Source organism: Streptomyces piniterrae (assembly GCF_005048155.1).
GTDB classification, from domain to species: Bacteria; Actinomycetota; Actinomycetes; order Streptomycetales; family Streptomycetaceae; genus Streptomyces; species Streptomyces piniterrae.
This window is the reverse complement of record NZ_SUMB01000004.1, coordinates 411,526-437,249: the sequence shown is the minus strand read 5'-3', so window position 1 is coordinate 437,249 and position 25,724 is coordinate 411,526. Positions and strand designations below refer to the sequence as shown.

The window sequence follows — 25,724 nt, the reverse complement described above, 5'->3', positions numbered from 1 at the left end:
CGCGTGAACGGAGAGGTGAGGTGACATGAGCGGTACGGGCGTGGCACACGGCAGACCGGCCATCGCGGTGATCGGCATCGCCACGCGATTCCCGCAGGCGGATTCCCTCGCCGCCTTCCGGGCGAACCTGCGGGCGGGGAGGGACTCGGTGCGTCCGATCCCTCCGGAACGGATTCGGACCACCGGGCTCGATCCCCGGCAGGACTATCCGGAGCAGGGCTACCTGGAGCGGATCGACCTCTTCGACCACGAGCGCTTCGGGCTGTCCCGGCGGGAGGCGGAGGTGACCGACCCGCAGCACCGGCTGGCACTCCAGCTCACCCAGGAGGCGCTGGAGAACGCCGGATACGCCCCGTCCGGGCTCCGGGACAGCCGGACAGCGGTGATCTTCAGCTCGCCGAACAACGGCTACGCACCTCTGGTGCGCGAGCACGGCACGCTCGGCATGAACGGAAACATCCCCGCCGCCCTGCCGTCCAGGATCTCCCACCTCTTCGGATTTACCGGCCCCTGCTACGGCGTGGACACCGGCTGCAACGGCTCACTCGTCGCCGTCCACCAGGCATGCCGTGAACTCCGCGACGGCGACGCGGACCACGCCGTCGTGGGCGGGGTGAGCCTGCGCCACATCGTGCCGCCGGTGGCCGCATTGGCCGACTTCCCCGCCATCGCCTCGCCCACCGCCCGGTCCCGCGCGTTCGACCGTGCCGCGGACGGTGCGGGCTGGGGCGAGGGCGGCGCGGTGGTGGTCCTTACCACGCTGGAACGGGCGTTGGCGGAGGGTGCGTTCATCCATGCCGTGATCCGCGGCAGCGCCGTGGTGCACAACGGCCGGCACTCCGCGACCATCAGCACACCGAATGCCCGCTCGCAGGCCCAGGTCATCACCAAGGCGTGGGGCAGTGCCTCGCTGGACCCGGCGACCGCCGGATACATCGAGACACACGGTTCGGGCACCCGGCTCGGCGACGCGGTCGAGGCCGAGGGCCTGGCCCTCGCCCGTCCCGACGGCGACCGTACGGTGAAGGTGGGCTCGGTCAAGACCAACATCGGGCACCTGGACCACGCCGCGGGAATCGCCGGGCTGGTCAAGGCGGTACTCAGCGTGCACCACGGTGAGCTGTATCCCTCGCTGCACTTCGAGGAGCCCGCCGACGAGGTCGATCTCGAAGGCGCCCGCCTGGAGGTCGTCACCTCGCTCGAGCAGTGGGACGACGAGACACGCCGGGCGGGCGTGAGCTCGTTCAGCCTCGGCGGCGTCAATGCGCACTGCGTGGTGGAGCAGCCCCCGGCGACCGCCCCGGTACGCCCCGCCGTCAGCAGACCGCAGCTGGTCGCGGTGTCCGCCCGCAGCCGGGCGGATCTGCTCGCCCAGTGCGAGCGGCTGTCGCTCGAACTGCGCCACACCGCACACCCGTTGGCCGATGTCGCGCGGACGCTGAACGAGGGCCGGGACCATGACGCCTACCGTGCGTCCGTGGTCGCCCGGGACACGTCCGAGCTCGCCGCACGCCTGGCCGCCGAGGTCACCTGGCGCCGGCCCGAGGCGGGCGAGGCGACCGAGGCGGCCGGCACCGACTCCATGGCCGCACCTCGGGTGGTCTTCCTGCTCTCCGCGGACGCCACACCCGACGAGCCACGCGATCAGTTGCCGGCCGAGCTGCCGGACGAGGTGTCGGACGAGTTGCCGGAGGAGTTGCCCGCACCGGCCGACTGTGCCGCGATGGTCGGCCGACAGCTCGCGACGTACCAGCGGCTGGTCCGGGCCGGCGTCTCGCCGGACGGGCTGATGAGTTCGGGGATCTCCCGCTACACCGCCCGGTACCTGCGGGGCGATCTCAGCGCCGAGGACACCGCCACGCTGCGGCGCGCACGCAGCGGGCAGGACCCCGCGGTGGCGGGCGACCCGCTGCGGGTGGAGCAGCTCCACGCGGCGGCGGACGAGCAACTCGCCGACGGACCCGTGGTGTTCGTGGAGCTGGCGTCCCGTGGCGAGATCAGCGATCGGCTGACAGCCCATCTCCACGACCGCGCGGACGCCCGCGTGTTCCGTCTGCGGCCCGGTGCCGCCGACGCCGACCCCGACGCCGCCGTCCTGGAGCTGCTGGGCAGGTTGTACGAGGCGGGCGTCGCCCTGGACTGGTCGATGCTGCGGGCCGACCCTTCGGCGGGCCGGGTTCCGCTGCCGGGCCATCCGTTCACCGGCGTGCGCTGCTGGGCCAGGCCACTGGGCGAGGTGCTGTCCTTCGACGAAGCGCCGCATCGGCCTGCTGCTCCGGTGCCGGCTGCGGTACCGGCTCTGGCTCTGGTAGCGGCGCCAGCTCCCGTACCGGCTCCAGTTCCAGCTCCGGCACCAGCTCCGTCTCCAGCGCCCTCTCCGGCACCCGAGGAGTCGGTCAGCGCACCCGGCCGGCAACCGACCGAGGAATCCGGGACCGTACTGGCCTGGCTGCGGGAGACCCTCGTCGAGCTGCTGCACGCGGATGAGGTCCCGGCCGACGCGGACTACTTCTCCATCGGCGGCAACTCCGTCATCGCCGTCCAGCTCCTGGCGCTGGTACGAGAGCAGCACGGGGTCCGGCTCAAGATGGCGGACATCTACGACCACCCCGTCGTCAGCGCGCTCGCGGAAGCCATTCACGACCGGGTGCCGCACCCTCCCGCGCCGGAATCGCCCAGTGCCCCGGCCGCGCCGACGGCCCCGGTCGTCCCCGAGGTGCCCGACGACGCCGAGTTGCCGCCGATCGTCCCGGGCGGGGAGCCGGTGCTGTCGTACGGGCAGGAGCGCATGTGGTTCCACCACCAGCTCGACCCGACGACCACGCTCTACAACCTCCCCGGCGCCGCCAGGTACTGCGGCCCCCTGGACATCGAGAAGTTCAGGCTGGCCTGGGAGGACCTGGCGCGGCGCCACGAGGTGCTGCGATCCAATCTCGTCGAGACCGACGGCAGATCCGGGCTGAAGATCCGGCCCGAACTCGGCGACTTCTTCACGTACCTGGATGTCTCGGGCGAGGATGCCCCGGAGACCGCGGCGGGTGCGGCCGTCACCTCCGCCATGCGCTGGGTCTTCGACATCGCCCGCGATCCGCTTGTACGGGTGACCGTCGTGCGGATCGGCGATGACGACCACATCGTCTGCTGGTGCATGCACCATGCGGTGAACGACGGCTGGGCTCCGCAGATCCAGAAGCAGGAGCTGCTGGAGTTCTACACGGCCCGCCTGGAGAACCGGGCCCCCGACATCGAGCCGCTGCCGGTGCAGTACGCGGACTACGCGCGTTGGCAACGCCGGCTGATGGCCGACTCCCGCCTTGACGGTGAACTGAGCTACTGGCGCGACCGGCTGAGCGACCCGCCCGCGCTGGAACTGCCCACCGACCGGCCGCGCCCCGACCGGATGGACTTCGCGGGCGCGACCCACGGGTTCACCATCCCGGGCGCACTGGTGCAGCGGCTGCGCGAGGTGGGCTCCCAGGAGACGGCCACTCTGTTCATGGTGCTGCTCACCGCGCTCAAAGTGCTGCTCGCACACTGGTCGGGCCAGCGGGACATCGTCGTCGGCACCTCGACCATCGGTCGTAGCCGGCCCGAACTATGGGGTCTGCTCGGCTTCTTCAACAACACCATCGCGCTGCGCTCGGACCTGTCGGGTGACCCGAGCTTCCGCGAGCTGCTGCGCCAGGAGCGCGGGGTGCTGCTCGGCGCCCTGGACCACCAGGAGATCCCGTTCGACAAGGTCGTGCGCGAGGTCGCGGCCGACCGTGACCCGAGCCGTAACCCGCTCTTCGACGTGATGTACGTGCACCAGACGCTGCCACCGGCCGCCGCCTTCGGCGAGATCGCCACCGGACCGGCGCACGACCCGGAGATCATCCCGCATTTCCCGGGACTGCCCCCCGGCACCGCCAAGTTCGACCTCTCGATGGTCGTCGGCGAGCTGGCGGACGAGGACGAGATCGTGGTCATGATGGAGTACGCGACGCAGCTCTTCGACACCGACACGATCTCCGCCATGTCCGAGGCGTTCTTGGAGCTGCTGCACGCCGTCGCGGACAACGAGGACATGTGCTTCAGCGACCTCCCCGGAGGTCCGCCCGTGGCGGCCGGACCGGTCGCGGACCGACCGGACACGCCGGCTGCCCCGGTGGGCCCGGTCGCCACCCCCGTCGCCACCCCGGTCGTCAGCTGCGTCGAGCTGCGCGGCGAGGTACAGCTCGACGCGCTGCGCACGGCGCTGGAGGAACTGGCGGAGCGGCATGAGGTGTTGCGTGCCGGGACCGTCGAGGCCGTGGGGCAGGGCTCGTTGCTCGGCGACGGCTTCTTCACCACCGCGGACGTCTCCGGCGAGAGCGAGCCCCTGTTCACGGCCAGGGAGATCGCGCAGGCCGAGGCCGCGCTCGTACTCGATCCGGCGTCGGGTCGGCGGCTCCACGCGCTCCTCGCGAAGACGGGCCCGGCGCGGCACGTCCTGCTGGTGACCACCCACCGGCAGGCCTACGACGGTGGTCAGCCGGAGGTGTTCTTCCGGGACCTGCTCGCTCTGTACGGCGCCCGCGTGGACGGACGCCGGGCCGAGCCGCCCGAGCTGCCCGAGCTGTCCGGCGAGCACACCGAGCCCTGGACAGGCCCCCTGCGGGAGGACCAACTCGCGTACTGGAGACGGACACTGACGGGGCTGGCCGATGGCGCGCCGCCGCTGGACCGGGCCCGGCCCGCCCACGGCACCCGCGCCACCGCCACCCTCGGGTCCCGGATTCCCGACGACCTCGCCCACGCGCTGGGTCGTTCCGGGACCAGGGAGAGCGTGCTGGCGGCCCTCACCGCCCTGCTCGCCCTGCACACGGAGGCGGACGAGGCGCTCATCGGGCTGACCGGTACGGCGCTTCCCCTCTCGGCGGCCCGCACTCGGGTGGGTCCCTTCGCGCGGAGCCTGCCGCTGCGTCTGGACCTGGCCGACGACCCGTCCTTCGAGCAGCTCACCGACCGGGTGCGGCGCGCCATCACCGACGCGGAACAGCACCGGGATGTGCCACTCGCCGACATCGTGCGCGCGGCAGGACTGCCCGACGAGCCCGGCAGGGCACCGCTGTTCGACGTGGCGTACTCCTACCAGGCGCTGCCGGCGACACTCGGCTCGGCGGCCGGGGTGGAGGCGGTCCCCGTGCGGTGGCCCGGCACGGACGCGGGACGGCTCACGCTGCCGTCGGGCCACAGCGAGCTGGACCTCTCCTGGTCCGTCGTCGAAGGGCCGGGTCGGGACCAGCTGTCCATCTCGTTGGACTACCGCACCGAGCTCTTCGACCGGTCGAGCGCCCGGGTTCTCGTCGACGTGCTGCTCGCGATGCTGCGTGCGGCCACCCGCGCCCCCGGTGCACCGCTGTCCGGCCTGTGGCCCATCCACACGACGACCAGCGCAGGCACATCTGCGAAGCCGGCCACGGCACGGCCCGCGCACACCGACTGACGCGGCTCGGACGACGAAGGAGACCTGCAACCGTGGGCGATCAGAAAGACGTTCAACAGACCGCGCAGACCGCGCAGACCGGGCAGACCGATCAAGCCGCGCAGACCGTTCCGGCCGGGTCACTGGTGGGCATCGTCGGCGCGGGCACGATGGGGATCGGTGTGGCGCAGTGCTTCGCCGAAGCCGGCCACCCCGTGGTCGTCGTCGACAACGACCCCGGGGCGCTGGCCTCGGGGCCGGCCCGGCTCCGCGCCGGGATCAGGACGGCCACCCTGCTGCGGCGGAAGTCCCGGCAGGCACAGGCGGGCGCACCCACGTCCCGCACCGAGTCCCTCGTGACCTGGTCCGCCGAGCTCGCCGACATGGCGGCCGCTCTCCTGGTCGTGGAGTGCGCCCGGGAGGACGAGGACATCAAGGAGGGGATCCTCCGCGAGCTGGACCGGATCTGCGGAGCCGAGGCGATCTTCGCGTCCAACACCTCATGCATCCCGGTCAGTCGCCTCGGGTCCTTCACCGCCCGCCCCGACCGGGTCATCGGCACCCACTTCATGAACCCGGCGCCCCTCAAGGACGCGGTGGAGGTGATCCGCGCACCGGGGACCAGCGATCTCACCGTGGAGCGCACCGAGGCATTCCTCGCCCGCCTCGGAAAGCACGCCCTCGTGGTGCGTGACGCCCCCGGCTTCGTCACGAACCGGGTGCTGATGCTGACGCTCAACGAGGCGGCCGCCGTACTGGGCGAGGGAACCGCCGACGCCGAGACCGTGGACCGTATTTTCCAGGACTGCTTCGGTCACCCCATGGGGCCGTTGCGCACGGCCGACCTCATCGGTCTGGACACCATCGTCGACTCGCTGGAGGTGCTGCGCCGGCATACCGGCGAGGACCGCTTCCGGCCCTGCCCCCTGCTGGCCCGTCTCGTCGCCGAGGGCAACGTGGGACGCAAGTCGGGCAGTGGCTTCTACCCGTACTCGCCACCGCACCTCATCGCGCGGGGAGGAACCGACCATGGCTGACCGCCAGGGCGCGCCCACCGACATGTCCGCCGCCGGACAGGACGCCCGGCGTGCCGTACGACCCTCCGGTTCCGAGCCCACCGCTTTCGGCAGCCACATCGCCCAGCTCGTGGAGATCCACGGCGACCTGGACCTCACCACGCTGGGCAAGGCGGTCGCCCAGGCCGTGGCCGAGACCACCGCACCGCGGGTGCCCTCGGCCGGCGAGGGACCGGACGGACCGCCCGCCCCGGGGATCCCGGACAGCCTGCCGCTGCCCGTGGTGGACCTGAGCACGGAGGCGGACCCGCGGGGCGCGGCCGATGCATGGACCCGCGCGGCGCTCAAGCGGGGAGTGGAGCTCGCACGGGACGGCGAGGAGACCGGACAGCTCTGGTCCACCCAGGCGTTGCTGCGGCTGGGCCCGGACCGCCACCACTGGTTCCACGGACACCACCGGGCCGTTGTCGACCGCTTCGGCTGTGCGCTGCTCACCCGTCGGGTCTCCGAGGTGTACACGGCGCTCGCCGAGGGCCGCTCGGCCGCTGACGGCGCCCTGGCCACCCGGGCCCAGCCGGCCTCGGCAGCGGCCGGGTACGCCGGGTCTCCCGCGCAGCAAGCCGACCGTGCCCACTGGCGCCGGCGGTTCGCCGACCTCCCCGAGCCGGTGACCTTCGCGTCCGCTCCCGCCCGGGACGCCGACCGGTTGCGGGCACCGGTGAACTCCCGCCCGGTGACGCTCGACACCACCGACACCGACCGCGTACGTGCCACCGCCCGCCACGGCGGTGTGTCGGTACGGGCGGTGCTGTGCGCCGCCGTGGCGGCCTACACCCACCGGCTGAGCGATGCCACGGACGTGGTGATCGGCATGCCGTTGGACGGCCGGCCGAGCCGGGTGGGCAGACGTGTCCCGGACGCGAGCGATTACCTCGTGCCGCTCCGGCTGACGGTGCGGTCCGCCGCCACCTTCGCCGAGCTCGTCCAGGACGTCGCCCGGGAGTCGCGCGAGGCGGTCAGGCACCAGCGGCTGGGCCACCGGGAGTTGCGTCGCGCGGCCGGGGCGCCGGACGACCGGCCCCGGCTGTTCGGGCCGATCGCCGACATCCGCACCCCCGGGACCCACGTGCGGTTCGGTGAACTGTCCGTGGTGGTCCACGACCTGGTGCCCGAGCCGGTCCAGGACATACGTGTCGTACTCGACGACGACCCCATGGACCAGCGGCTGCGGGTCGTCTTCAGCGGTGCGGCGGATCGCTATTCCGCCGCCGAACTCGACGCGCACGCCGAGCGTTTCGGGCGTCTGCTGTCCCTGGCCGTGGCCGGTCCGGGGCGCCCGCTGGGCGCCTTCGACCTGCCGGCGGCGGGGGAGCGGGCGGCCGATCACTCCCGGACGAGCGGCACGTCCTCCGGAGCACACCACCGAACCCTCACCGACCTGCTGGAGAGCGCCGCCCGGAGCCACTCCGACGCGGTCGCCGTCATCGGCGCCGACGACAAGCTCACCTACGCGGAACTCCACGAGCGCGCCAACCGGCTGGCCCGGCTCCTGCTCGACCGGGGTGCCGGGCCGGAGTCGGTCGTCGGGCTGCTGCTCCCTCGGTGCGCCGGGACACTCGTGGCGATGCTCGCGGTGCTCAAGGCCGGCGCCGCGTATCTGCCGCTCGACCCCGGTTATCCGGCCGATCGGCTCCGCTTCATGGTCGAGGACGCGGAACCCGTCTGTGTGCTGACGGACACTGCCACCGACTCGTACGTAGCGGACGTCGCGAGCCGGCTGACCACGACCATCCGGCTCGACGACCCAGCAATCGCAGGGGAGTTGGCGCACTTCTCACCCACGGCACCGTCCGACGCCGACCGCCCCGAGCCGCTGCGGCCCTCGCATCCCGCTTACGTCATCTACACCTCGGGCTCCACCGGTACGCCCAAGGGGGTCGTGGTGCCGCACCGTGGTGTGGTCGCGCTGGTGGACTGGGCGGCCGCCGAGTTCGGCGCCGAGTCGTTGGCCCATGTGCTGGCGGCGAGCTCCTTCAGCTTCGACGTGTCGGTGGCCGAGATCTTCCCGGCGCTGGCGGGCGGCGGCAGTGTCGAGGTGGTCGACAATCTCCTGTCGCTGCTCGACGGTGACCCGCCGCGCTGGTCGGGCGGTCTGCTGTGCGCCATCCCTTCCGTGTTCGCCAAGCTGATGGAGACCGGCGGTCTCAGGGTGTCGGCCACGACGCTCTCGATGGCCGGTGAGGCACTCCCCGCCTCCCTCGCCGCGCGGATCCGCGAGATCATGCCCGGCACCCGGGTGCTCAACGTGTACGGGCCCACCGAAGCCACCGTCTATGCCACCGCGGCCACCGTCCAAGCCACCGCCTCGGCGGGTGACGGTCCTGCACCCGAGGGCGCACCGCCTATCGGACGGCCGCTGGGCCATGTGCGCGCCTACGTGCTCGACAGCTCGCTCCGCCATGTGGAGGCCGACCGCCAGGGCGAGTTGTACCTGGCGGGAGACGGCCTTGCCCGGGGCTATCTGCGCCGGTCCGGGCTGACCGCGGAGCGTTTCGTCGCCGACCCCTTCGGCCCGCCCGGCGAGCGGATGTACCGGACCGGTGATCTGGCCCGTTGGCGCCCCGACGGGCAGCTCGACTTCCTCGGCCGCGCGGACGCCCAGGTCAAGCTCAACGGCTTCCGCATCGAACTCGGCGAGGTGGAGGCGGTGATCGCCCGGCACCCCGCCGTCACCGAGGTCATGGCCTGCGTCCGGAAGGGGACGAGTGGCGACGCCCGGCTCGTGGCCTACCTGGTGCCCGCCGAGGGAGCCCGCACCCCCAGCCGCCACGCGCTGCGGGACTGGGGGGCCGAGCGGCTGCCGGCACACCTGGTCCCGGCCGACCTGAAGGCCGCCTCCGCGCTGCCGCGTACGGGCAGCGGCAAGCTCGACCGCGAGCAGCCGCCGACGGGCGTACGGCCGCTGGAGGCCGATCAGCCGACAGCGCACGGAGCGCGGGAGGAGCAGGTGGCGCGGGCGTTCCGCGAAGTGCTCGGGCTCCCCGAAGTCGCCCCGGACGTCAGCTTCTTCGACCTCGGTGGCGACAGCATGATGTCGATCCAGCTGCTGAGTCGACTGCGTCGGGCGGGTTTTGTCCTTACACCGCAGGACATCTTCGAGCACAAGACGGTCCGAGCGCTGGCCCGCGTCGTACGCGAGACGAGCCGTACGACGAGCCCGGAGGCCGTGGACCGTACGCAGACGGAGGACGTGCGCCGAGCGGCCCCGGACGGGCCGAACACCACCACCGAAGTGGCGCCCGAGGCGGACGACGACACCGCGAGCAACAGCCGGCGGGGCACCCAGGAGACGTCCGAAGAGGCCGACGGCGGAGTCCTGTTGCCGCTGCGGGAGTCGGGCGACAAGGCGCCGCTGTTCTGCGTGCACCCGGCGGTGGGCTTCTCCTGGTGCTACGCCGGACTCACCTCGCCGCTCGGCACCGATCGGCCGGTGTACGGCCTTCAGGCCCGCGGCCTGGACGGCCCCGAAGACCTGCCGGCGTCCCTGCGGGAGATGGCGGCCGACTACCTGGACCATGTCAGGTCCGTCCAGCCCACGGGCCCCTACCACCTCCTCGGCTGGTCCTTCGGCGGGGTGGTCGCCCACGAGATGGCGGTGCAGCTGGAGGAGAGCGGCGAGTCGGTGGAGACGCTGGCGATCCTGGATGCCTACCCCGCGGGCGCGGACGTCGCCGCCGCCGCGGCCTCGGCCGAGGCCGCGCCGGATTCGGTCGCCGGCCGGGACGTCCTCGCGATGCTCCTGGAATTCTTCGGCTACGACCCCTCCCTACGGGCGGGGGAGTCGCTGACGTATCCGCGGTTCATGGAGATCACCCGTGCGCGGGAGGGACTGCTGGCCTCGTTCGACGAGGAGCAGATCGCCGCGCTGGCCCGGACCTTCACCAACAACGCGCGGATCGCCGGCCTGCACGAGCCCCGCCCGTTCGGCGGGAACACCGTGATGTTCACCGCGCGGGAACACCCGCCCGAGACCGTGCTCGGCCTGTGGCGCCCGCTGCTCAAGGGGCCGCTCGAAATCCTGCCGCTCGACTGCACACACATGGAGATGGGAGGCCCCGCCGCGCTCGGCGAGGTCGGCCGCGTACTCGTCGGACAGTGGGCCTCCAAGGCACCGCGGAAGGGGTCGGTGAACACTCCATGAGGAACGAGCCGGAGCAGGTGCCCGCGGCGGATCACCCGTCGATGCCGCTCACCACGATGCAGCACGGGATCTGGATGGCGCAGCAGCTGGCGCCTCCGGTCCGCTACCAACTGGCGAGTGCCTTCGAGATTGCCGGAGATCTCGATCCGGAGCTGTACGAGGCGGCCTTCCGGTTCGCCGTGACCGAGACCGAGCCGTTCAGGTCCCGGTTCGCCGTCACGGCCTCCGGGGAGCCGAGGCAATCGGCCGGCCCCCTCCCCACCTGGCACATACCGGTCGTCGACCTCCGGCGGGAACCCGCACCGATGGCCGCCGCGCTGGACTGGATGCGGGCGGACCTCCCCCGCCCGCTCGACCTGGAGAACGGTCCGGCGTTCAGGACCGCGTTCCTGCGCCTCTCCGAGGACCGGGTCTGCTGGTATCTGCTCGTCCACCACCTGGTGGTGGACGGCTTCGGCCTGGCGCTGTTCGCCCGACGGCTCGGCGAGATCTACGCGGCGTTGGAGCGCGGCGAGTCCCCGAAGCCCGGCCACCAGGTGCCGTTGGACACCCTGCTCAACGCCGAGCGGGCCTACCGCTCCACGCCCGACTTCGAAGCCGACCGTGAGTTCTGGATGGCGAAGATGGCCGGCTGGGCGGGAGCCGTCCGGCCGGGTACGTCCCGGCTCGCCGCACCTGGCCGTGACATACCCGGCCGGACGGACATCGGCCGGACGGACATCGGCCGGACGGGCGGGGCACCGGTGCGCTGTGCGTCCCGGATGCCCGAGGACCGGGTGGCCGCCCTCCGCGCACGTGCACGCGAACTCGACGTCCCCTGGACCGTGGTGGCGACGGCCTCCGCCGTCCTGCTGGACCATGCCCGCACCGGCGGGGGCGATGAGGTCGTCGTAGGTTTCCCGGTCGCCGGCCGCACCTCCAAGACGGTGGGCGCCGTGACCGGTGCGGCGTCGAACGTGCTCCCGCTGCGGGTGCCGGTCGACGTGCGCCGGCCCACCGCCGAACTGGTCCGGACCGTCGAGGAGGCGACCACCCTCGCCCTCGACCACCAGCGCTATCGGTACGAGGACCTCCGCCGCGACCTCGGCTTCACCGGGTTGGCGCAGGCGCCGTACCAACTGACCGCGAACATCGTCCCGTTCAGCTTCGGCGGCAGTTTCGCCGGGCGGCCGATGACCCTCAGACAGCTCAACACCGGCGCGGTGGAGGACCTCTCCGTCGTGATCAGGCCGGAACGCGGCCGGACCGGCCTGATGGTGGAGGTGCACGCCGAGGCCGGGCGGTACGAGCCCGAGGAGGTCGCCGCCGAAGCCGACCGCTGCGTACGCCTGCTCGACCAGCTGATCGACGAACCCCGACGCCCCGTCGGAGAGCTGGATCTGCTGGCACCGGAAGAGCGCAGGCTGCTCGTACCGGGCATCGACACACCCGCACCCCCCTCGCCCCGTACGCTCCCCGAGCTGTTCGAGCACTGGGCCGCACTCACCCCGCACGCCCCCGCGGTCGGCCACGGCGACCGGCAGCTCACCTATGCCGAGCTCAACGCGCGCGCCAATCGGCTGGCCAGGACGCTGATCCGGCGCGGCGCCGGACCCGAACGCACCGTCGCCGTCCTGCTTCCCCGCTCCGAGGACGTGATCATCGCGATCCTGGCGGTGTCCAAGACCGGCGCGGCCTACCTCCCGCTCGACACGGGATGGCCGCCGGAGCACACGGAGCGGATCCTCGCCGACGCCCAGCCGGTATGCGTTCTCTCCGAGACGGACCCGACGGGAGCCGCCGCGGCCACGACCGAGTCGGCTGCGACGGAGCCGGTGACGAGCGACGCCGACTCGACGGACGGCGACGCCAATCCGACCGACAGCGACGCCAACCCGACCGACGCGGACCGCACGGGGCCGCTGACGCCCGACCATGCCGCATACGTCATCTACACCTCCGGATCCACCGGCCGCCCCAAGGGCGTGGTGGTCCCGCACCGCGGTCCGGTCGCACTGTTGCAGGCGGGAGCCGCCGAGTTCGGCTTCGGCCCCGGCGACACCTGGACGATGTTCCACTCCTGTGCCTTCGACTTCTCCGTGTGGGAGATGTGGGGCGCCCTCGCGCACGGTGGCCGACTGGTGGTCGTCCCCCGCGAGGTGAGCCGCTCCCCCCGCGCCTTCCTCGACCTGCTGGTGCGGGAATGTGTGACGGTGCTCAATCAGACGCCCTCCGCCTTCCGGTCGCTGGAGCAGGCCGACGCCGAAGAGCCGGAGCGGGGGCGGCAACTGGCCCTGCGCTGGGTCATCTTCTGTGGTGAGGCGCTCTCCCCAGCCGTCGTGCGTTCCTGGTACGGGCGGCACCAGGACTCCGCGCCCGTCCTGGTCAACATGTACGGCATCACCGAGACCGCGGTCCTCTCGACCCGGCTCGACCTGGAGCACGACCACGGCACGGCGCAGGTCGTCCCGATCGGCAGGGCCATCGCCGGCACCCGGCTGTACGTACTGGACAACCGGCTGCGCCCGGTGCCCCCCGGGGCCGCCGGTGAGCTGTATGTCGCGGGTAGCGGTGTGGCCAGGGGCTATCTCCACCGTTCCGCGTTGACGGCGCAACGCTTCGTGGCCAACCCCTTCGGCCCCGCCGGGTCCCGGCTGTACCGCTCGGGCGACCTCGTACGCGCCCGTCGGGACGGCTCACTGGAGTATCTCGGCCGGGCGGACGACCAGGTCAAGATCCGTGGCTTCCGGATCGAACCGGCCGAGGTCGAGGCGGCGCTGCTGGCCGCCCCCGGCGTCGCGGGCGGCGCCGTGCTGGCGAGCTCCGGCGTTCCGCACGGTCCGGCCCGCACCAGGGCGGACGACGGCGGACAGGGAGCCGACGAGGCCGCCCAGCTGGTGGCCTACGTGGTCCTCACCCGTGAGACGGCGGCGGACGATCCCGAGCCGGCTCTTGCCCGGCTCCGGGAATGGCTGCGCGAGCGGCTTCCGGCGCATCAGGTCCCGTCCCTGTTCGTCCCGCTCGACAGGCTGCCGCTCACCCCCAACGGCAAGCTGGACCGGGCGGCGCTCCCTTCCCCCCAGGCCCGCGCACACACGTCGTCACGCGCCCCGGGCACGCCGCTGGAAGCCGAACTGGCCGCGCTGTACGCCGACCTGCTCGCCGTGGAGCAGGTGGGCGCCGACGACGACTTCTTCCACCTCGGAGGTGACAGCCTGCGGGCGACAAGGCTGGTCACCATGGTGCGCCGAGCCCGTCTCGGCACCCGGGCCGACCTGGATGTCAGGGACGTCTTCCTCCACCCGACCGTCGCCGGGCTCGCCGCTCACCTGGGCGACACGCCTCATCCCGGCGACACCTCCGTGCCGCCGGGTCCCCGGCCCGTCCCTCGGCTCCCGCAGGCCGAGGACCGCGGCGCCGAGCCGGTCCCGCTCTCCTTCGGCCAACGGCGCTTCTGGTTCCTGCACAAGCTCGCCGGCCCCGACAGCACCTACAACGTTCCCCTGGTGCTGCGCTGGGACGGCGAGCTGGACCAGGAGGCGCTCCGTGCCGCCCTGGGCGACCTCACGGCCCGGCACGAAACCCTGCGTACCCTCATCCGGCAGCGGAACGGCCAGGCGGTCCAGCACATCCTGCCGGTCACGGCCGCCCGCCCGGCCCTCACGGTCGAACCCGTAGCCCCGGACCAGCTGCCGGCCGCGTTGAGCGCCGCAGCCGGCCGCCCCTTCCACCTGGAGAGCGAACTCCCCCTGCGCACGGTCCTCTTCACCATCGAGCCCACCACCAAGTCCAGCACCGAGACCTCGCGCAGGCAGACGCTGCTCCTCCTGCTCCACCACATCGCCTGCGACCGCGCCTCGCTGCCCCGGCTGCTGGACGACCTCGGCACCGCCTACCGGGCCCGCCTCACCGGTGACGCCCCCGACTGGTCGCCGCTACCCACCCAGTACGCCGACTTCACCCTCTGGCAGCGTGAACTGCTCGGCACCGACGACGAGCCCAGCGCCCTGCGGTCCGGCCAACTCGCCTACTGGAACAAGACCTTGGCCGGTCTGCCGGAACGCATCCCGCTACCCGCCGACCGTACGGAGCGGGCGCCGTCCGGCCGCCCGGCGCACACCGCCGGCGACACGTTCGCCTTCACCGTCCCCGCAGACGTACACGGGCAGCTCCTGAAGATGGCCGCGGACGAGCAGGCCAGCCTCTTCCTGGTGGCGCACGCCGGACTGGCCGCGCTGCTCACCCGCCTCGGCGCGGGTACGGACATCCCGATCGGCACGGCGGTGTCCGACCGCGCGGACGCGGAGCTCGACGACCTCGTCGGCTTCTTCGTGAACACGCTCGTACTGCGCACCGACACCTCGGGAGAGCCGACCTTCCGTGAGCTGCTCGGCCGGGTCACGCAGGCCGATCTGGCGGCCTTCGCCCACCAGGATGTGCCCTTCGACCTGGTCGTGGAGGCACAGGGGCCACGTCGGGCGGCGAGCGGGCGGGCCGTGTTCGGCCGAGCCTTGTTCCAGGTGATGCTGGTTCTCACACCAGCCCTCCCCGACAGGCTGGAGCTACCGGGCGCCTCCGCCACGGTGGACCTGGTCGGCAGGGGTTCCGCCGGCTTCGACCTGACCTTCGGCCTGTTCGAGCGGCGCGACGCCGACGGCACCTGCCACGGCGTCGACGGTGTCGTCGAATACCGAACCGAGCTGTTCGACCGCTCCACCGTCGAGACCCTCTGCACCCGCTTCACACGGCTGCTGAGTACGGTCGCCGCCACCCCGGACATCCCGGTACACGACATCGACCTGTCAGGGCCGCAGGAACGCTGACGACTACGAGCATCGCGATCGACCTCGGCGACCTCGACGTCCACCTAGGACCGGACGTCGCCGAGGGCGAACACCACGCCCACGACCCATGCCCGGGACGCGCACACCATCGCTGCTGCCGTCCGCACCACGCCCCACACCCTGCGTGACCTCGCCCCCGACAACGAAACGATCACTGCGGGCGCTCGCCCCGTCGCGACCCGTCTCCCGCCGGCTCCCGCTGGCCATAAACCAGGCTTATGGCCGTTGGATATGCAGGTGAAGGGCACTCCGAAACCTTGGTATTGTTGTCCACGTCGCCGCGGGGAACGCCCCGTGAAGATCACACCTAGTCCGGGTGGCGGAATGGCAGACGCGCTAGCTTGAGGTGCTAGTGCCCTTTATCGGGCGTGGGGGTTCAAGTCCCCCCTCGGACACACCTATCGCACACAGTGCCCGCTTCGCGGGCAGGCGCCACCAGCACCCGCCTTGGGCTTCCGCCCAAGAGTGGGCGCTTGGTGTTTCGGCCCTTCCTTGGCTCTTCTCCCTTCGCTCGTCGTGCAGGTTGATCACGGTCAGCCGATGGTGATCCTTACTCCTTGAGGCGTGTCAGTGGTGAGGGTCTTGGACGTGGGGTCGAAGATCAGGGTGATGCGCTTGGTCCGGAGGTGCTCGACGGCGTCGGGCTCAGTAGGCGGTTCAGCGTGGCTGGGCTCCAGGATGTTGTCGTCTGGTTCAGTGGCGGTGAGCCGGATGAGGAGGGCGGGTAGGTGCGGCAGGATGTGGTCCTCGCGCACGTACGCATTCGGCGGCCGAATCGGGTCGCGCGGGCTGGCGCTGGAGTGGCCGTGCCGACAGAGATACGCGGCATGCCCCGCCCAGCAAGAATCCATCCGGCGGCCGCAGAGGCCGCAGCGCAGGAGCCCGGCTAGCTGATAGGCGCGGCATGGGGTTGGCTGTCTTGGCGCCCGGATGCGTTGCACGGCGATGAAGTCCGCCTCGCTGACCAACGCCGGATGCGCGGGCTTGGTGGAGATGATCCAGTCCTCGGGACCGTTCCAGCGCATCACACCGCGATGTCCCAAGCTGGTGTTGTCCGGATCGAGCAGTTCGTGGTCGGTGCGTTGCCGGTTCCACACCTCATGGCCGGTGTAGCGGGGGTTGGCCAGGATGGGAGGGGATGCTCGCGTCGTTAAGGGCTCGGGTGATGCGGGCGACGCTGTGCAGGACGAGCCGCTGAGCGAAGATCCACTTGACGATCCGGCCGCACTCCGGATCGACGTCCAGGCGATGGAGCCGGACACCGCGGCGGGCCGGCGCCTGGTTGGGATGGAGGCCGGCGTCTACGAGCCGGTAGCCGTAGGGTGGGCGACCGCCAAGGTAGCGGCCTTGGGCGCGGGCCTGCACGGTCATTGCGCTGCGTACCCGGATCCGGGTGCGGGCGATCTCCCGCTTGGACAGGATTCCCAGCAGGATCATCAGCTCCTCGTGGCCAACGAGGGCCGGGGCGATCGGTCCGCCCAGCTCCGGCACCCACAGCGCCACGCCGTAGTGCTGGAAGAGTGGTGCCATGGTCGCGAACTGGTTGCCGTAGAAGGCTCGCTCACAGGAGCCGATGACGATCGCATCGAAGTCCCGGTCGGGATCGGCCATCGCCGTGAGCAAGGCAGCCGCTTCCGGGCGGCGTGCCCATGGCAGCACTCTGCTGTGACCGACGTCGAAGAGCTCCGCTACTACCCGCCCGTACCCGGACGTGACCGCCTGCGCCTGCAGCAACTGCCATGCTCGCGAGCCCAACCCGCCAGCGGACTCTGCGCAACCGTGGTGCTGGGCCCGGAGCGGGTGGGTGAAACCTTCAACGGCATGTTCGCCACCTCCCTGCATTGTTCGCCGTCCGGTCCGCGTCTAGGGGATGACCCGCAACAGCTCGGCGACCGGGGTGTAGCGGACCGTCAGGTCGATCAGGCCGATGTTTGCCGCGCCGGGCCGCTCGCGTTCGCGGAGGAGACGCCGACACGGTTTCTGCACGCTGTGGCAGTTGGCCGACAACGCGCCCGCCGAGCGGCTCTACACCCGCCTCGGGTACCGCAACGAGGACCCCTGCGTGGCCGCGCGCATCGCCACGGCCACGCACTGAGCGCCGCACAGCAACGCACTGAGCGCCGAAGTCAGGGCGCCTTCCTTACTCTTTCTTCAGCGGTTCTTCTTCATCGGGCTGAGCGCTCCGCCGTGGTAGCGCACGCCCGGGTTCCACAGGAGGAACGAGTGGATGCCGTCGTCCCTGGCGGCGCGGATCTGGGCGTCGACCTCCGGGACGCCGTAGGACACCCCGAGCGAGAAGTCCTGGATCCAAGGGATGATCTCGGCATTCGTGTGCTTCGTCTTCTTCACGAAGTCGGCGAGCGACTTCTGGGTGATCGGATACGGGTGCGAGTTGGGGTCGGAGACGCCGTACTCGCCCTTGGCCCAGTGCGAGGGGTAGATCATCGGCGCGATGTAGTCGCTCTCCTTCGCGAACTTGCCGATGTCCTGGGCGATCTCCTTCGGGCGCGTGACGGCGATGCCGAAGACCGACACGCCGAGAAACGCGCCGTGGTCGTGGGCGACCTGACGGGTCTGCGCGACGAGCCCGGCGATGGAGTCCTCGGGCGAGGTTTTGCCCAGCTCCGGGAAGGACATGCCGCTCAGCTTGCCGTCGGGGCGGCGGATGTAGTCGTACAGGATGTCGTCGAAGCCGAGCTTCGCGGCCTCGGCGGCGAGGTCGAGGTGATACTGGCGCACGGCTTTGTCGGCGAAGTTGGTGAAGGAGAGCGAGCCGTAGTTGGAGGCGCCGCCGTACGGGCCGCCGTCGGGGGTCTGGACGACGCGGTCACGGTGGCCGTTCTTCCATGAGGCCGAGGCCAGGACCGGGTCGCGGAAGGCGACGATGCGGCCGACGACCGAACCGCCCGCGTCATGGATCTCTTTGATGGCCTTCTTCGCGTCGTAGTAGCCCTTGGCTGCGCCGATCTTCTTGGCGAGCGGCACCTGCGAGTCGTAACCGATCTCGCCGAGCTCGTCCTTGATGTCGAGCTCGACTGCGTTGATCTTGTGCTCGCGCAGCAGCCGCATCACCGGCTTGCGCAGCTGGTCGGAGGCCCAGCCCTGGCCGCTGACATGCACCGCGCGCAGCAGCGGCCGCTTCACCGTGACCACCGCGTCCTCGCGCACGGTGTTCCCTGCCTTGTCGGTGGCGACGGCGGTGGCCTTCATCGGCGGCTTCGGCAGGGTCACGGCGAACGCCCCGCCCTTGCCGATGTGCGCCGCACGGCCCTGGACCGTGACCGACCTGGCGCCCGCCACACGGCCCTTGACCGTGACAGGGCCGCGCAGGGTGCGGCCTTCGGTGTCAGCGAGCGTCAGCCGCGGCGGCGTCGTGTCGACCGTCAGACGGCGCGTCAGTTCGGAGCCGCTGTTGAGGACCGAGCCGTCCTTGGACACCTTCAGTTCGTACGTGCCGTCGCGCAGCGAGCCCAGGGCGACCGCCAGACGCCCGCCCAAGTGCCGTACCGGTACGGGCCTGCCGTCCACCGTGACCTGGGCGCCGCGCAGCTGGGCCGCATCGGCCGCGGTCACCTCTATGGAGTTCTTCTGCAGCCCGGCGGTGTTCACCACGCCGCCGGCCGGCAGCCCAGCCAGCCGGAAGTCGGGGTGGCGCACCTGCCGCAGGAGGAGGACGCCGCCGACGACGAGGACCATGGCGAGCACCCCGGCCAGAAGAATGACGGCGTGTCTGCGGGGGGAACGACTAGTAGAGGATTCAGTGGAAGTCGAGGAATCGGATGCATCCGGGAAGATCCATATCTTCCAGTCGAGCCGCATTGGCACGCCCCTTCCGGGAGGTCTCGTGCGTCGCCGTCTCCATATCCGTCGTCACGGTCTCGTTGCGCTGTCCCTGCTGACCCTGGCCGCGTCGGCGGTCTCCTGCACCGAATCCCGAGGTGGTGCGCCCCCGCCTGCTGCCTCGGCCTCCAAAACCGCCGGTGGCAGCCAGGATTCCCCCTCCGCACGCCCGGAACACCCCTCCCGGCCCAACTTCCCCGCCCCGGCCACGGTGAGGGCCGACGAGCTCGGCGCCGTACCGGTCCTGATGTACCACCAGATCGTCGACAGGCCGCGCAGCGTGTACGACCGCAGCCCGCGGGACTTCCGGGCGGAGCTGGAGCGGCTGGCGAAGGAGAAGTACGTGCCGGTGACGGCGGGCGCGTACAGCACGGGGAAGATCGGCATACCGGCGGGCGCCCACCCCGTCGTGCTCACCTTCGACGATTCCACCGACAGCCAGTTCAGGCTGGGCAAGGACGGCAAACCTACGGCCGACTGCGCGATCGGGATCCTGCTCGCCGTCGCCCGCGAGCACCCGCAGTTCAAGCCGGTGGCGACGCTCTTCGTGAACGGCGGCGGGTTCCCGGCCACCGGTACCGAGAAGTCCCTTGCGTGGCTGCACCGCAACGGCTTCGAGATAGGCAACCACACCCTCGACCACGCCAACCTGCGCGACATCTCCGCCGCGCAGGCGCAGCATCAGATAGCCGCGGACCAGAAGGTCATCACGAAGAGCGTGCCGGGCGCGCAGGTGACGTCGATGGGCCTGCCGCTCGGAGTGCAGCCCAACCCCGCCTCGCTCGGCCTCAAGGGCAGCGCGGACGGCGTGACGTACCGGCACGACGGCGCATATCTCGTGGGCGCGGGCCCGGCCCCTTCTCCGTACGCCGCGGACTTCGACCCGGTCGGCATCCCGCGGATCCGCTCGGCGTCCGAGCATGCGCAGGACGCGCAGTTCGGCTCGGCGCACTGGCTGGACCAGCTGGCGCACGGGAAGGTCACCCGCTACACCTCCGACGGCGACCCGGACCACATCTCGTACCCGAAGTCGACGACGGCTCGCCTGGCGAAGGAGCTCCGCGAGCGGGGTCGGGCGTACTGATGGCGTGCTGATCGGCCGTACTGGGCCTGTTCCTGGTGGCGATCCAGTGCTCGATTCCTCAAACGGTGCCTCTCGGGTGGTCCGGCGAAGGACTGTCCGGCGAGGGCCGTTTTGCGGAAGATGCGCCACCAGCCTTCTTGGAGGTTGAGCCAGCAGGCGCCGACAGGGATGAAGACATGGTGGATGCGGGGATCCTGAACCCCGAGCGCATCAACCCATCGGATGTGGAAGTGGCGCCGTACGGGACGCCGCCTGGTGGTGGCCGTTCCACGCCGGCGACGCGGACCCTGACAGTGAGGATGAAGCGGCCAAGGAGCGTTCATCGGGCAGCGCCCCACCGCACCGCCGCGGCGCCGGCGAAATCGCCGGCGTGGGCGAACGCCGCCATCAGCACGATCGATCCATTGCGCAGCCGACCGGCCCGGTTCTCGGCGTCGAGGGTGACGGGAATCCCTGCGGCGAACAGGTTTCCGCAGCTGTCGAAGGTGTCCGGGTGCTGTTCGGGCGGTAGACCCATGGCTTCGCGCCAGTTGCGCAGGAACAGCCGGTTCGGCTGGTTGGTGACGAAGACATCGATGTCGCGGCTCTTCACCCCGATGCGCTCGCAGACCGCGTGTGCCAGCTCCGGCACCAGTCGGTTGCCCCGCGTGAACACTTTGGCGATGCGGGATTCGGTAAAGCTGACACAGGGCTGCCCGGGGCCTGGCTCCCAGTACTTGCGGTCGCGGTCGAAGGTGCCGCTGCCGGTCACATCGGTGCAGAACATCATGTCCCCGGCGAATTCCGGGTAGGTGCGGGTCTGCACGTCGAGGATCGGCGCCTCGGAGTTCTTCACCAGCAGCCCCACCCCGCAGCCGTCGCCAGGTACCGCCGCCTGCGCCAGTTTGCGGACCTCGGTCTGGGTGAACACCGGGCCCGCGCTGTTCTGGCTGGCGGCGATCAGTGCGGTCCGGGCGGCGGTGGTCTGCAGGATCATCCGGGCCAGGCCGATCATGTGCAGGAAGGCCGCGCATCCGCCGTTGTGGATATCGATGACCCATCCGGGTGTCATGCCGAGTCGCCGGGCCACCTCGGACCCCGGTCCCAGCACCGGGTTGTCCGGCAGCTGGGTATGGGTGAGCAGCACATCGATGTTCGAGATCGCCTGTTGCCCATGGCGTTCCACCAGCGGCGCGACGGCCCGCTCGACCATGTCGACGGCGGTTTCGTCGCGCGCCACGTGGTGCCGGGTCCTCGGCGCCCGGAGCATCTCGTTCTTCGCCATCCGATCGGAGCGCGCGAACTGCGTGAAGTATTCGGTGCCCACCGTGCTGCCGGGGAGATAGCTCGCGACGTCGACGAGGCTGACCTGCGGCAGCCCCAAGGAGGTGTCGGTGGAATCCGTGGCACCTCACCTCATCCAGTCCGGCGTGATCGGAAGGCCATGGGAGGCCCGGTATTCCGCGATCGCCTTGAGGTTGCCCAGCTCCAGTTTGTGGCCGGCGGAGAACATCTCCCACAAGTCGCCGACCCACTCCTCGCGTCCGGGCGGCGCAGTCTCGGGGTAGGGGTTCTCGTCGTAGAAGGGGTGGTGGCAGTTGATCCAGGTGACCACCGAGCCGGGCTTGTTCAGCACTACTTGCGCATCGATGACCCGCATCAGATAGACCATCCACAGGTGTTCGCCCTGGTCCCAGGCGCAGTGATAGTCGACGGTCATGGCGTCCGGGTTGGCGACAGTGCGGATGTAGATCTCGGTGTCCGGGACGAGCCGGTCGGCCGCGACCCACAGTCCCGGCTGGTCGGTCTCAGCGAATCCGCGCATGCCGTAGGACCATTCCTCCAGGCTGCGGGGGTCGGCCAGGTACGCGTACAGCTCGCGGGGCGGTACCGCGATGTAGTCCTGCACCGGACAGAACATCCCGAAGATCTGGTCGTGCGGGTACACCGACCGGAGCCTGTCCATGATGATCGGTGCGGTGGCCTCGCGATCGGAGTTCTCGATGCGCAGCACGCCGGGAATGGTCCGGTCTTCGATGTCACTGAGGGCGGGCAGGGCGCTGGTGGTCACGGGTGCCTCCTCGGTACCGACAGGAAGGGGGTGAACGGCGGTATCTCATCGGGGTCGCAGTCGATGCAGACGAACGACGGGCCGGATGTCGCGAAGCAGCGGCGCAGTGCTGCAGCCAGTTCGGTGGTGGTGTCCGGGGTGAAGGTCGGCAGATCCGGGAACATCGCCGCCAGCCCCGCGCCGAGTTGGGCCGGCCGGAATCGGTTGTAGCTGTAGCGGTCTCCGTAGTAGAGCTGCTCGCGGGTGACGCACATGGCGTGCGCGTTGTTGTTGCAGACGACGAAGGTGACGGGCAGTCGGTGCTCGATGGCGGTATGTATCTCCAGGCCGTGCATGTAGAACGCGCCGTCGCCGGCGACCACGACGGTGCGGCGCAGGCCGCCGTCGGGCCGGTGCTGCCGTGCGAAGGCCGAGCCGATGCCGGCCCCGAAGGCGTAGCCCATCCCACCCATGCCGAGCGCCACGACGAACCGTCCGTCCCGCGGCAGCCGCAGGTGGTGCACTGTCGCGGCTCCGGTGTTGCCGGCATCGGCGAAGACATCGCTACCGGGTTCCAGGACGGCACCGAGGGTTTCGACGATGTCGCGATAGCTCAGGCCGGGACCGGTAACCGGCGGCACGGGCAAGGGGGTGACGGTCGGTGGCGTGACGCTCGGACGATCGGGACCATCCGGCTCGCCGGAGGAGCAGCCGGCAGCGAGATCGGCCAGCGCTGCGGCGAGGTCGGTGCTGGTGGCATGCAGCGAATCCGGGTACGGCGCTTCGGCTCCGACACTCGCGACGCTGGTCCCGGCCAGTGCTTCGTCCAGTCCTGCGCGGGCGGCGACCGGTAGCCGGGTGCCGACAAGCAGGCACAACGCGGCACCGCCGACCGCATCGATCAGCTCGGGGTGGCCCATGCTGCCCGCGACCCCGCAGAATCCGGCGGCATCGCAGTCGAAGGCGTCCTTGGCCTCTGGTACGACCCCAACGGCGGCGTCGAGAACCGTGGCGAGATCCAGCAATTGGCTGCGGGCGTCGTCGCGAGCGACCTGATCACCGGCGATGATGGCGATCTTGCCGGTGGCCCGGGCGGCCAGCAGTGTCGCGCGGACCCGGTTCAGCCCGGCCCGGTCGATCCGGCGCTGCGGCAACTGCGGGACGAAGGCTGGCGCGTTCAGTTCGGCCTGTTGGACATCCTTGGGCAGCAAAAGGACCGCCACACCACCCAGGTGCGCGACGGTCACCGCCCGGCCCAGATGACCGGGCAGACCGACGGGATCGTCGACCCGAGCGCAGTAGCGCGAGATCGGTGTGTACAGCGCGGTGGCATCGAAGCTGCCGGCCAGTCCGCTGGAATCCTGGAAGGCGCCGTGGCCGGCCAGTGCGGTCGTCGGCTGGCCCACCAGTGCCAGCACCGGCACCCGCGAGGCGAAGGACTCGGCCAGGCCCGCCACGAGGTTCATCGCGCCACCGCCGGAGGTCGCGCAGACCACGCCGAGCTGAGCGCCGGTGCGGGCGTAGCCGTCGGCCATGGTGGCGGCGGCGAATTCATGCTTGGCAACCACCCCGGTGACCGGTCCGCCGGCGTCGTAGATTGCATCGTAGAGATCTTCGATGTTGGCTCCGCCGACGCCGAAGATGTGCCGCACTCCGAGCGACGCAACGGCCTGGACCAGGTAGTCCACCACCCGAGCAGACATACTCGTTCCTTCCTGCCGCGCCTGTTGCACCCCGCCCATAGGGGTATCCAGGTGAATGTGAATGCCGGAGCGCGGTTCGTCCGAGTCCTTGGGACAGAACCGGCATGACATATCCAGCCAGCGGGGTGGGGTCACCGGGGCTACGGCCGGTGCTCTCGACGGTAGGCGATGCGGTGTTCTCGCGCCTGCTGGAGTGCCTTCGATGAAGCTCCCCCCCTTGACCTGGACAGCTTGATACTGGGACAGCAGGCCCCAGAAGGAGCAGTGAGCAAGAAGAGCAACACGAGCAGCGGTATACGGATGAGTTCAAGCGTGGCGCGATCGCGCTGGTCCACTCCTCCGGCAGGACGGTCATCGAGGTGGCCCGGGATAGCCAGGCGTCGATCGGTGGAACGAGCCAGATCTCGCGCAGGTAGGCGTTGCGGGGATGTCGGGCACGGTTGGCCAAGGTCCTCGGGGAAGCGGCAGCGGTAAGAGGCGTCACCGTTTGACCACTGGCCCTGCATCCGGCGCGTGCAGGCACCGCAGGTGATCCGCCCGCGGAAGAGGTAGGGGTTGCGGGTCCGGTGTTGCTGGTGCGGTGTGCCGGTCCGGGAACGGGTGTAGGCAATTCCTGGCTCGGGCGAAGGTGTCGTCGTCGATGAGTGGGGTGTGGACGATGTCCTTGGACACGATCCATTTGTCCTGGGTGTTCCAGCGCTGGGCGGTGGTGTAGCCGAGGGTGACGTCTGCGATGTCGAGGAGGGTGTCGTCTTTCGTTGCCGGTTCCGGACCTGGCGGCCGGTGTAGCGGGGGTTGGTCAGGACGGCGCTGTTGCTCCAGGCGCGGGTGTCGCGGTGCGGTTGCGGGCCGGATCGTGGGCGGAGGGGCCATGCCCTTCGGTGAGCTGGTCATCGGCCGGGCCCGCGCCATCCTGCCGGGCATCGGCGGGCTGCTCATCGACACGGCCCGCGCCGCCCGGCGTATGTCGGCCGCGGACCGGATCTGCTTCGGCTCGGTCGGTGCCCCGCTCCTCGGCCATCTCCTGTTGGCCGTCCAGGCGTTGCTGCCGGGCGCCGACCTGACCTGCCGCTGCCAGTACTCGCCCGCCGTGCTGCTCGACGACCTCGCCGCGGGCCGGCTGGAGGCGGCGGTACTCGGCGACCATCCGGGCCAGGGGCTGCCGCAGCGTGCGGACGTGGTCCTCCACGCGATTGTCATCGAGCCGGTCTTCGCCCTCCTGCCGGCGGCCCACCCGCTCGCCACGCGGGATGCGGTCCCGTTGGCCGAACTCCTGGAGGAGGACTGGGCGGTTCCCCGGCCCGACGGCGACCGGACCCGCGAATACTGGGCGTCCGTCTGCGCCCTGACGGACCGCGCTCCGTTCGCCCCTTACGAGGCGGAGGGGCGGCAGCTGATTGAGATCGTGTGTGCGGGCCTGGCCGTCAGCCTCTGCCAGGCCACGTTCATCGAGGTGCCCGGGGTCGTGGTCCGTCCGCTGGCTGAAAATCCCCTGTGGTAACGGCATATTCTGGCGTGGCCTTTTTGAGCGTCTGTGCCGTCAGTTACGGCTGGTCGTCGGCCGGCACGTTCCCTGCTCCGG

The 25,724-nt window shown here is 70.8% G+C and carries 12 protein-coding genes, 1 tRNA gene and 4 pseudogenes; 9 read left to right on the top strand and 8 right to left on the bottom strand.

Annotation, left to right across the window (positions count from 1 at the left end):
• Positions 1-25: 25 nt before the first annotated feature.
• From FCH28_RS38525 to FCH28_RS14425, 5 genes are all read left to right on the top strand, one after another.
• Positions 26-5,467 carry a condensation domain-containing protein gene (locus FCH28_RS38525; RefSeq protein WP_136740266.1) on the top strand — a complete coding sequence of 1,814 codons (5,442 nt, stop codon included), beginning with the start codon at positions 26-28 and terminating at the stop codon, positions 5,465-5,467.
• Between the two features lie 32 nt (positions 5,468-5,499).
• Positions 5,500-6,483, top strand: a complete 984-nt coding sequence (locus FCH28_RS14440; RefSeq protein WP_246102835.1) for a 3-hydroxyacyl-CoA dehydrogenase family protein — start codon at positions 5,500-5,502, stop codon at positions 6,481-6,483.
• Positions 6,476-10,663 (top strand): non-ribosomal peptide synthetase, encoded by a 4,188-nt coding sequence (locus tag FCH28_RS14435; protein ID WP_136740265.1) that lies wholly within the window; start codon positions 6,476-6,478, stop codon positions 10,661-10,663. Before FCH28_RS14440 ends, FCH28_RS14435 begins: the two co-directional genes overlap by 8 nt.
• Positions 10,660-15,465 (top strand): non-ribosomal peptide synthetase, encoded by a 4,806-nt coding sequence (locus FCH28_RS14430; protein ID WP_136740264.1) that lies wholly within the window; start codon positions 10,660-10,662, stop codon positions 15,463-15,465. Before FCH28_RS14435 ends, FCH28_RS14430 begins: the two co-directional genes overlap by 4 nt.
• A 331-nt stretch (positions 15,466-15,796) precedes the next feature.
• Positions 15,797-15,881, top strand: a tRNA-Leu gene (locus FCH28_RS14425).
• A 138-nt stretch (positions 15,882-16,019) separates the two neighbouring features.
• On the opposite strand, the gene FCH28_RS39190 is transcribed toward FCH28_RS14425, so the two are convergent.
• From FCH28_RS39190 to FCH28_RS14415, 3 genes and pseudogenes are all read right to left on the bottom strand, one after another.
• Positions 16,020-16,583, bottom strand: a complete 564-nt coding sequence (locus tag FCH28_RS39190) for a recombinase zinc beta ribbon domain-containing protein (RefSeq protein WP_246102833.1) — start codon at positions 16,581-16,583, stop codon at positions 16,020-16,022.
• 1 nt (position 16,584) lies between these two features.
• The gene (locus tag FCH28_RS39185; RefSeq protein WP_246102832.1) at positions 16,585-17,097 is read right to left on the bottom strand and encodes a serine integrase family protein; all 513 of its coding nucleotides are present in this window, start codon (positions 17,095-17,097) and stop codon (positions 16,585-16,587) included.
• Positions 17,098-17,385: 288 nt separating this feature from the next.
• Positions 17,386-17,457: pseudogene (locus tag FCH28_RS14415) on the bottom strand (kinase); the annotation flags it as partial.
• On the opposite strand from FCH28_RS14415, the pseudogene FCH28_RS14410 reads away from it, so the two are divergent.
• Positions 17,453-17,581: pseudogene (locus FCH28_RS14410) on the top strand (GNAT family N-acetyltransferase); the annotation flags it as partial. The pseudogenes FCH28_RS14415 and FCH28_RS14410 overlap by 5 nt on opposite strands.
• Positions 17,582-17,637: 56 nt before the next feature.
• On the opposite strand, the gene FCH28_RS14405 reads toward FCH28_RS14410, so the two are convergent.
• Positions 17,638-19,182 carry a putative glycoside hydrolase gene (locus FCH28_RS14405; RefSeq protein WP_246102905.1) on the bottom strand — a complete coding sequence of 515 codons (1,545 nt, stop codon included), beginning with the start codon at positions 19,180-19,182 and terminating at the stop codon, positions 17,638-17,640.
• Between the two features lie 148 nt (positions 19,183-19,330).
• Here FCH28_RS14405 and FCH28_RS14400 point away from each other — a divergent pair, with 148 nt between their 5' ends.
• A complete protein-coding gene (locus FCH28_RS14400) occupies positions 19,331-20,410 on the top strand; it encodes a polysaccharide deacetylase family protein (protein WP_246102831.1) in 1,080 nt (359 codons plus the stop codon).
• A 319-nt stretch (positions 20,411-20,729) separates the two neighbouring features.
• Here FCH28_RS14400 and FCH28_RS14390 read toward each other — a convergent pair whose 3' ends face one another.
• Genes FCH28_RS14390 through FCH28_RS14380 form a run of 3 tightly spaced genes read right to left on the bottom strand, consistent with a single transcriptional unit; the run spans position 20,730 to position 24,142 of the window.
• A complete protein-coding gene (locus FCH28_RS14390; protein ID WP_246102829.1) occupies positions 20,730-21,773 on the bottom strand; it encodes a 3-oxoacyl-ACP synthase III family protein in 1,044 nt (347 codons plus the stop codon).
• 27 nt (positions 21,774-21,800) lie between these two features.
• Positions 21,801-22,460, bottom strand: a complete 660-nt coding sequence (locus tag FCH28_RS14385) for an SRPBCC family protein (protein WP_136740261.1) — start codon at positions 22,458-22,460, stop codon at positions 21,801-21,803.
• Complete coding sequence (locus FCH28_RS14380) at positions 22,457-24,142, bottom strand: thiamine pyrophosphate-binding protein (RefSeq protein WP_136740260.1); 1,686 nt, start codon at positions 24,140-24,142, stop codon at positions 22,457-22,459. The genes FCH28_RS14385 and FCH28_RS14380 overlap by 4 nt, the downstream gene beginning before the upstream one ends.
• A gap of 296 nt (positions 24,143-24,438) precedes the next feature.
• Here FCH28_RS14380 and FCH28_RS40085 point away from each other — a divergent pair.
• A pseudogene (locus tag FCH28_RS40085) lies at positions 24,439-24,558 on the top strand (hypothetical protein); the annotation flags it as partial.
• A 3-nt stretch (positions 24,559-24,561) separates the two neighbouring features.
• Here the strand turns inward: FCH28_RS40085 and FCH28_RS40080 are convergent.
• Positions 24,562-24,753, bottom strand: a pseudogene (locus FCH28_RS40080) (recombinase zinc ribbon domain-containing protein); the annotation flags it as partial.
• A gap of 260 nt (positions 24,754-25,013) precedes the next feature.
• On the opposite strand from FCH28_RS40080, the gene FCH28_RS14370 reads away from it, so the two are divergent.
• A complete protein-coding gene (locus FCH28_RS14370) occupies positions 25,014-25,643 on the top strand; it encodes a LysR substrate-binding domain-containing protein (protein ID WP_246102827.1) in 630 nt (209 codons plus the stop codon).
• The last annotated feature ends 81 nt before the right edge of the window (positions 25,644-25,724 follow it).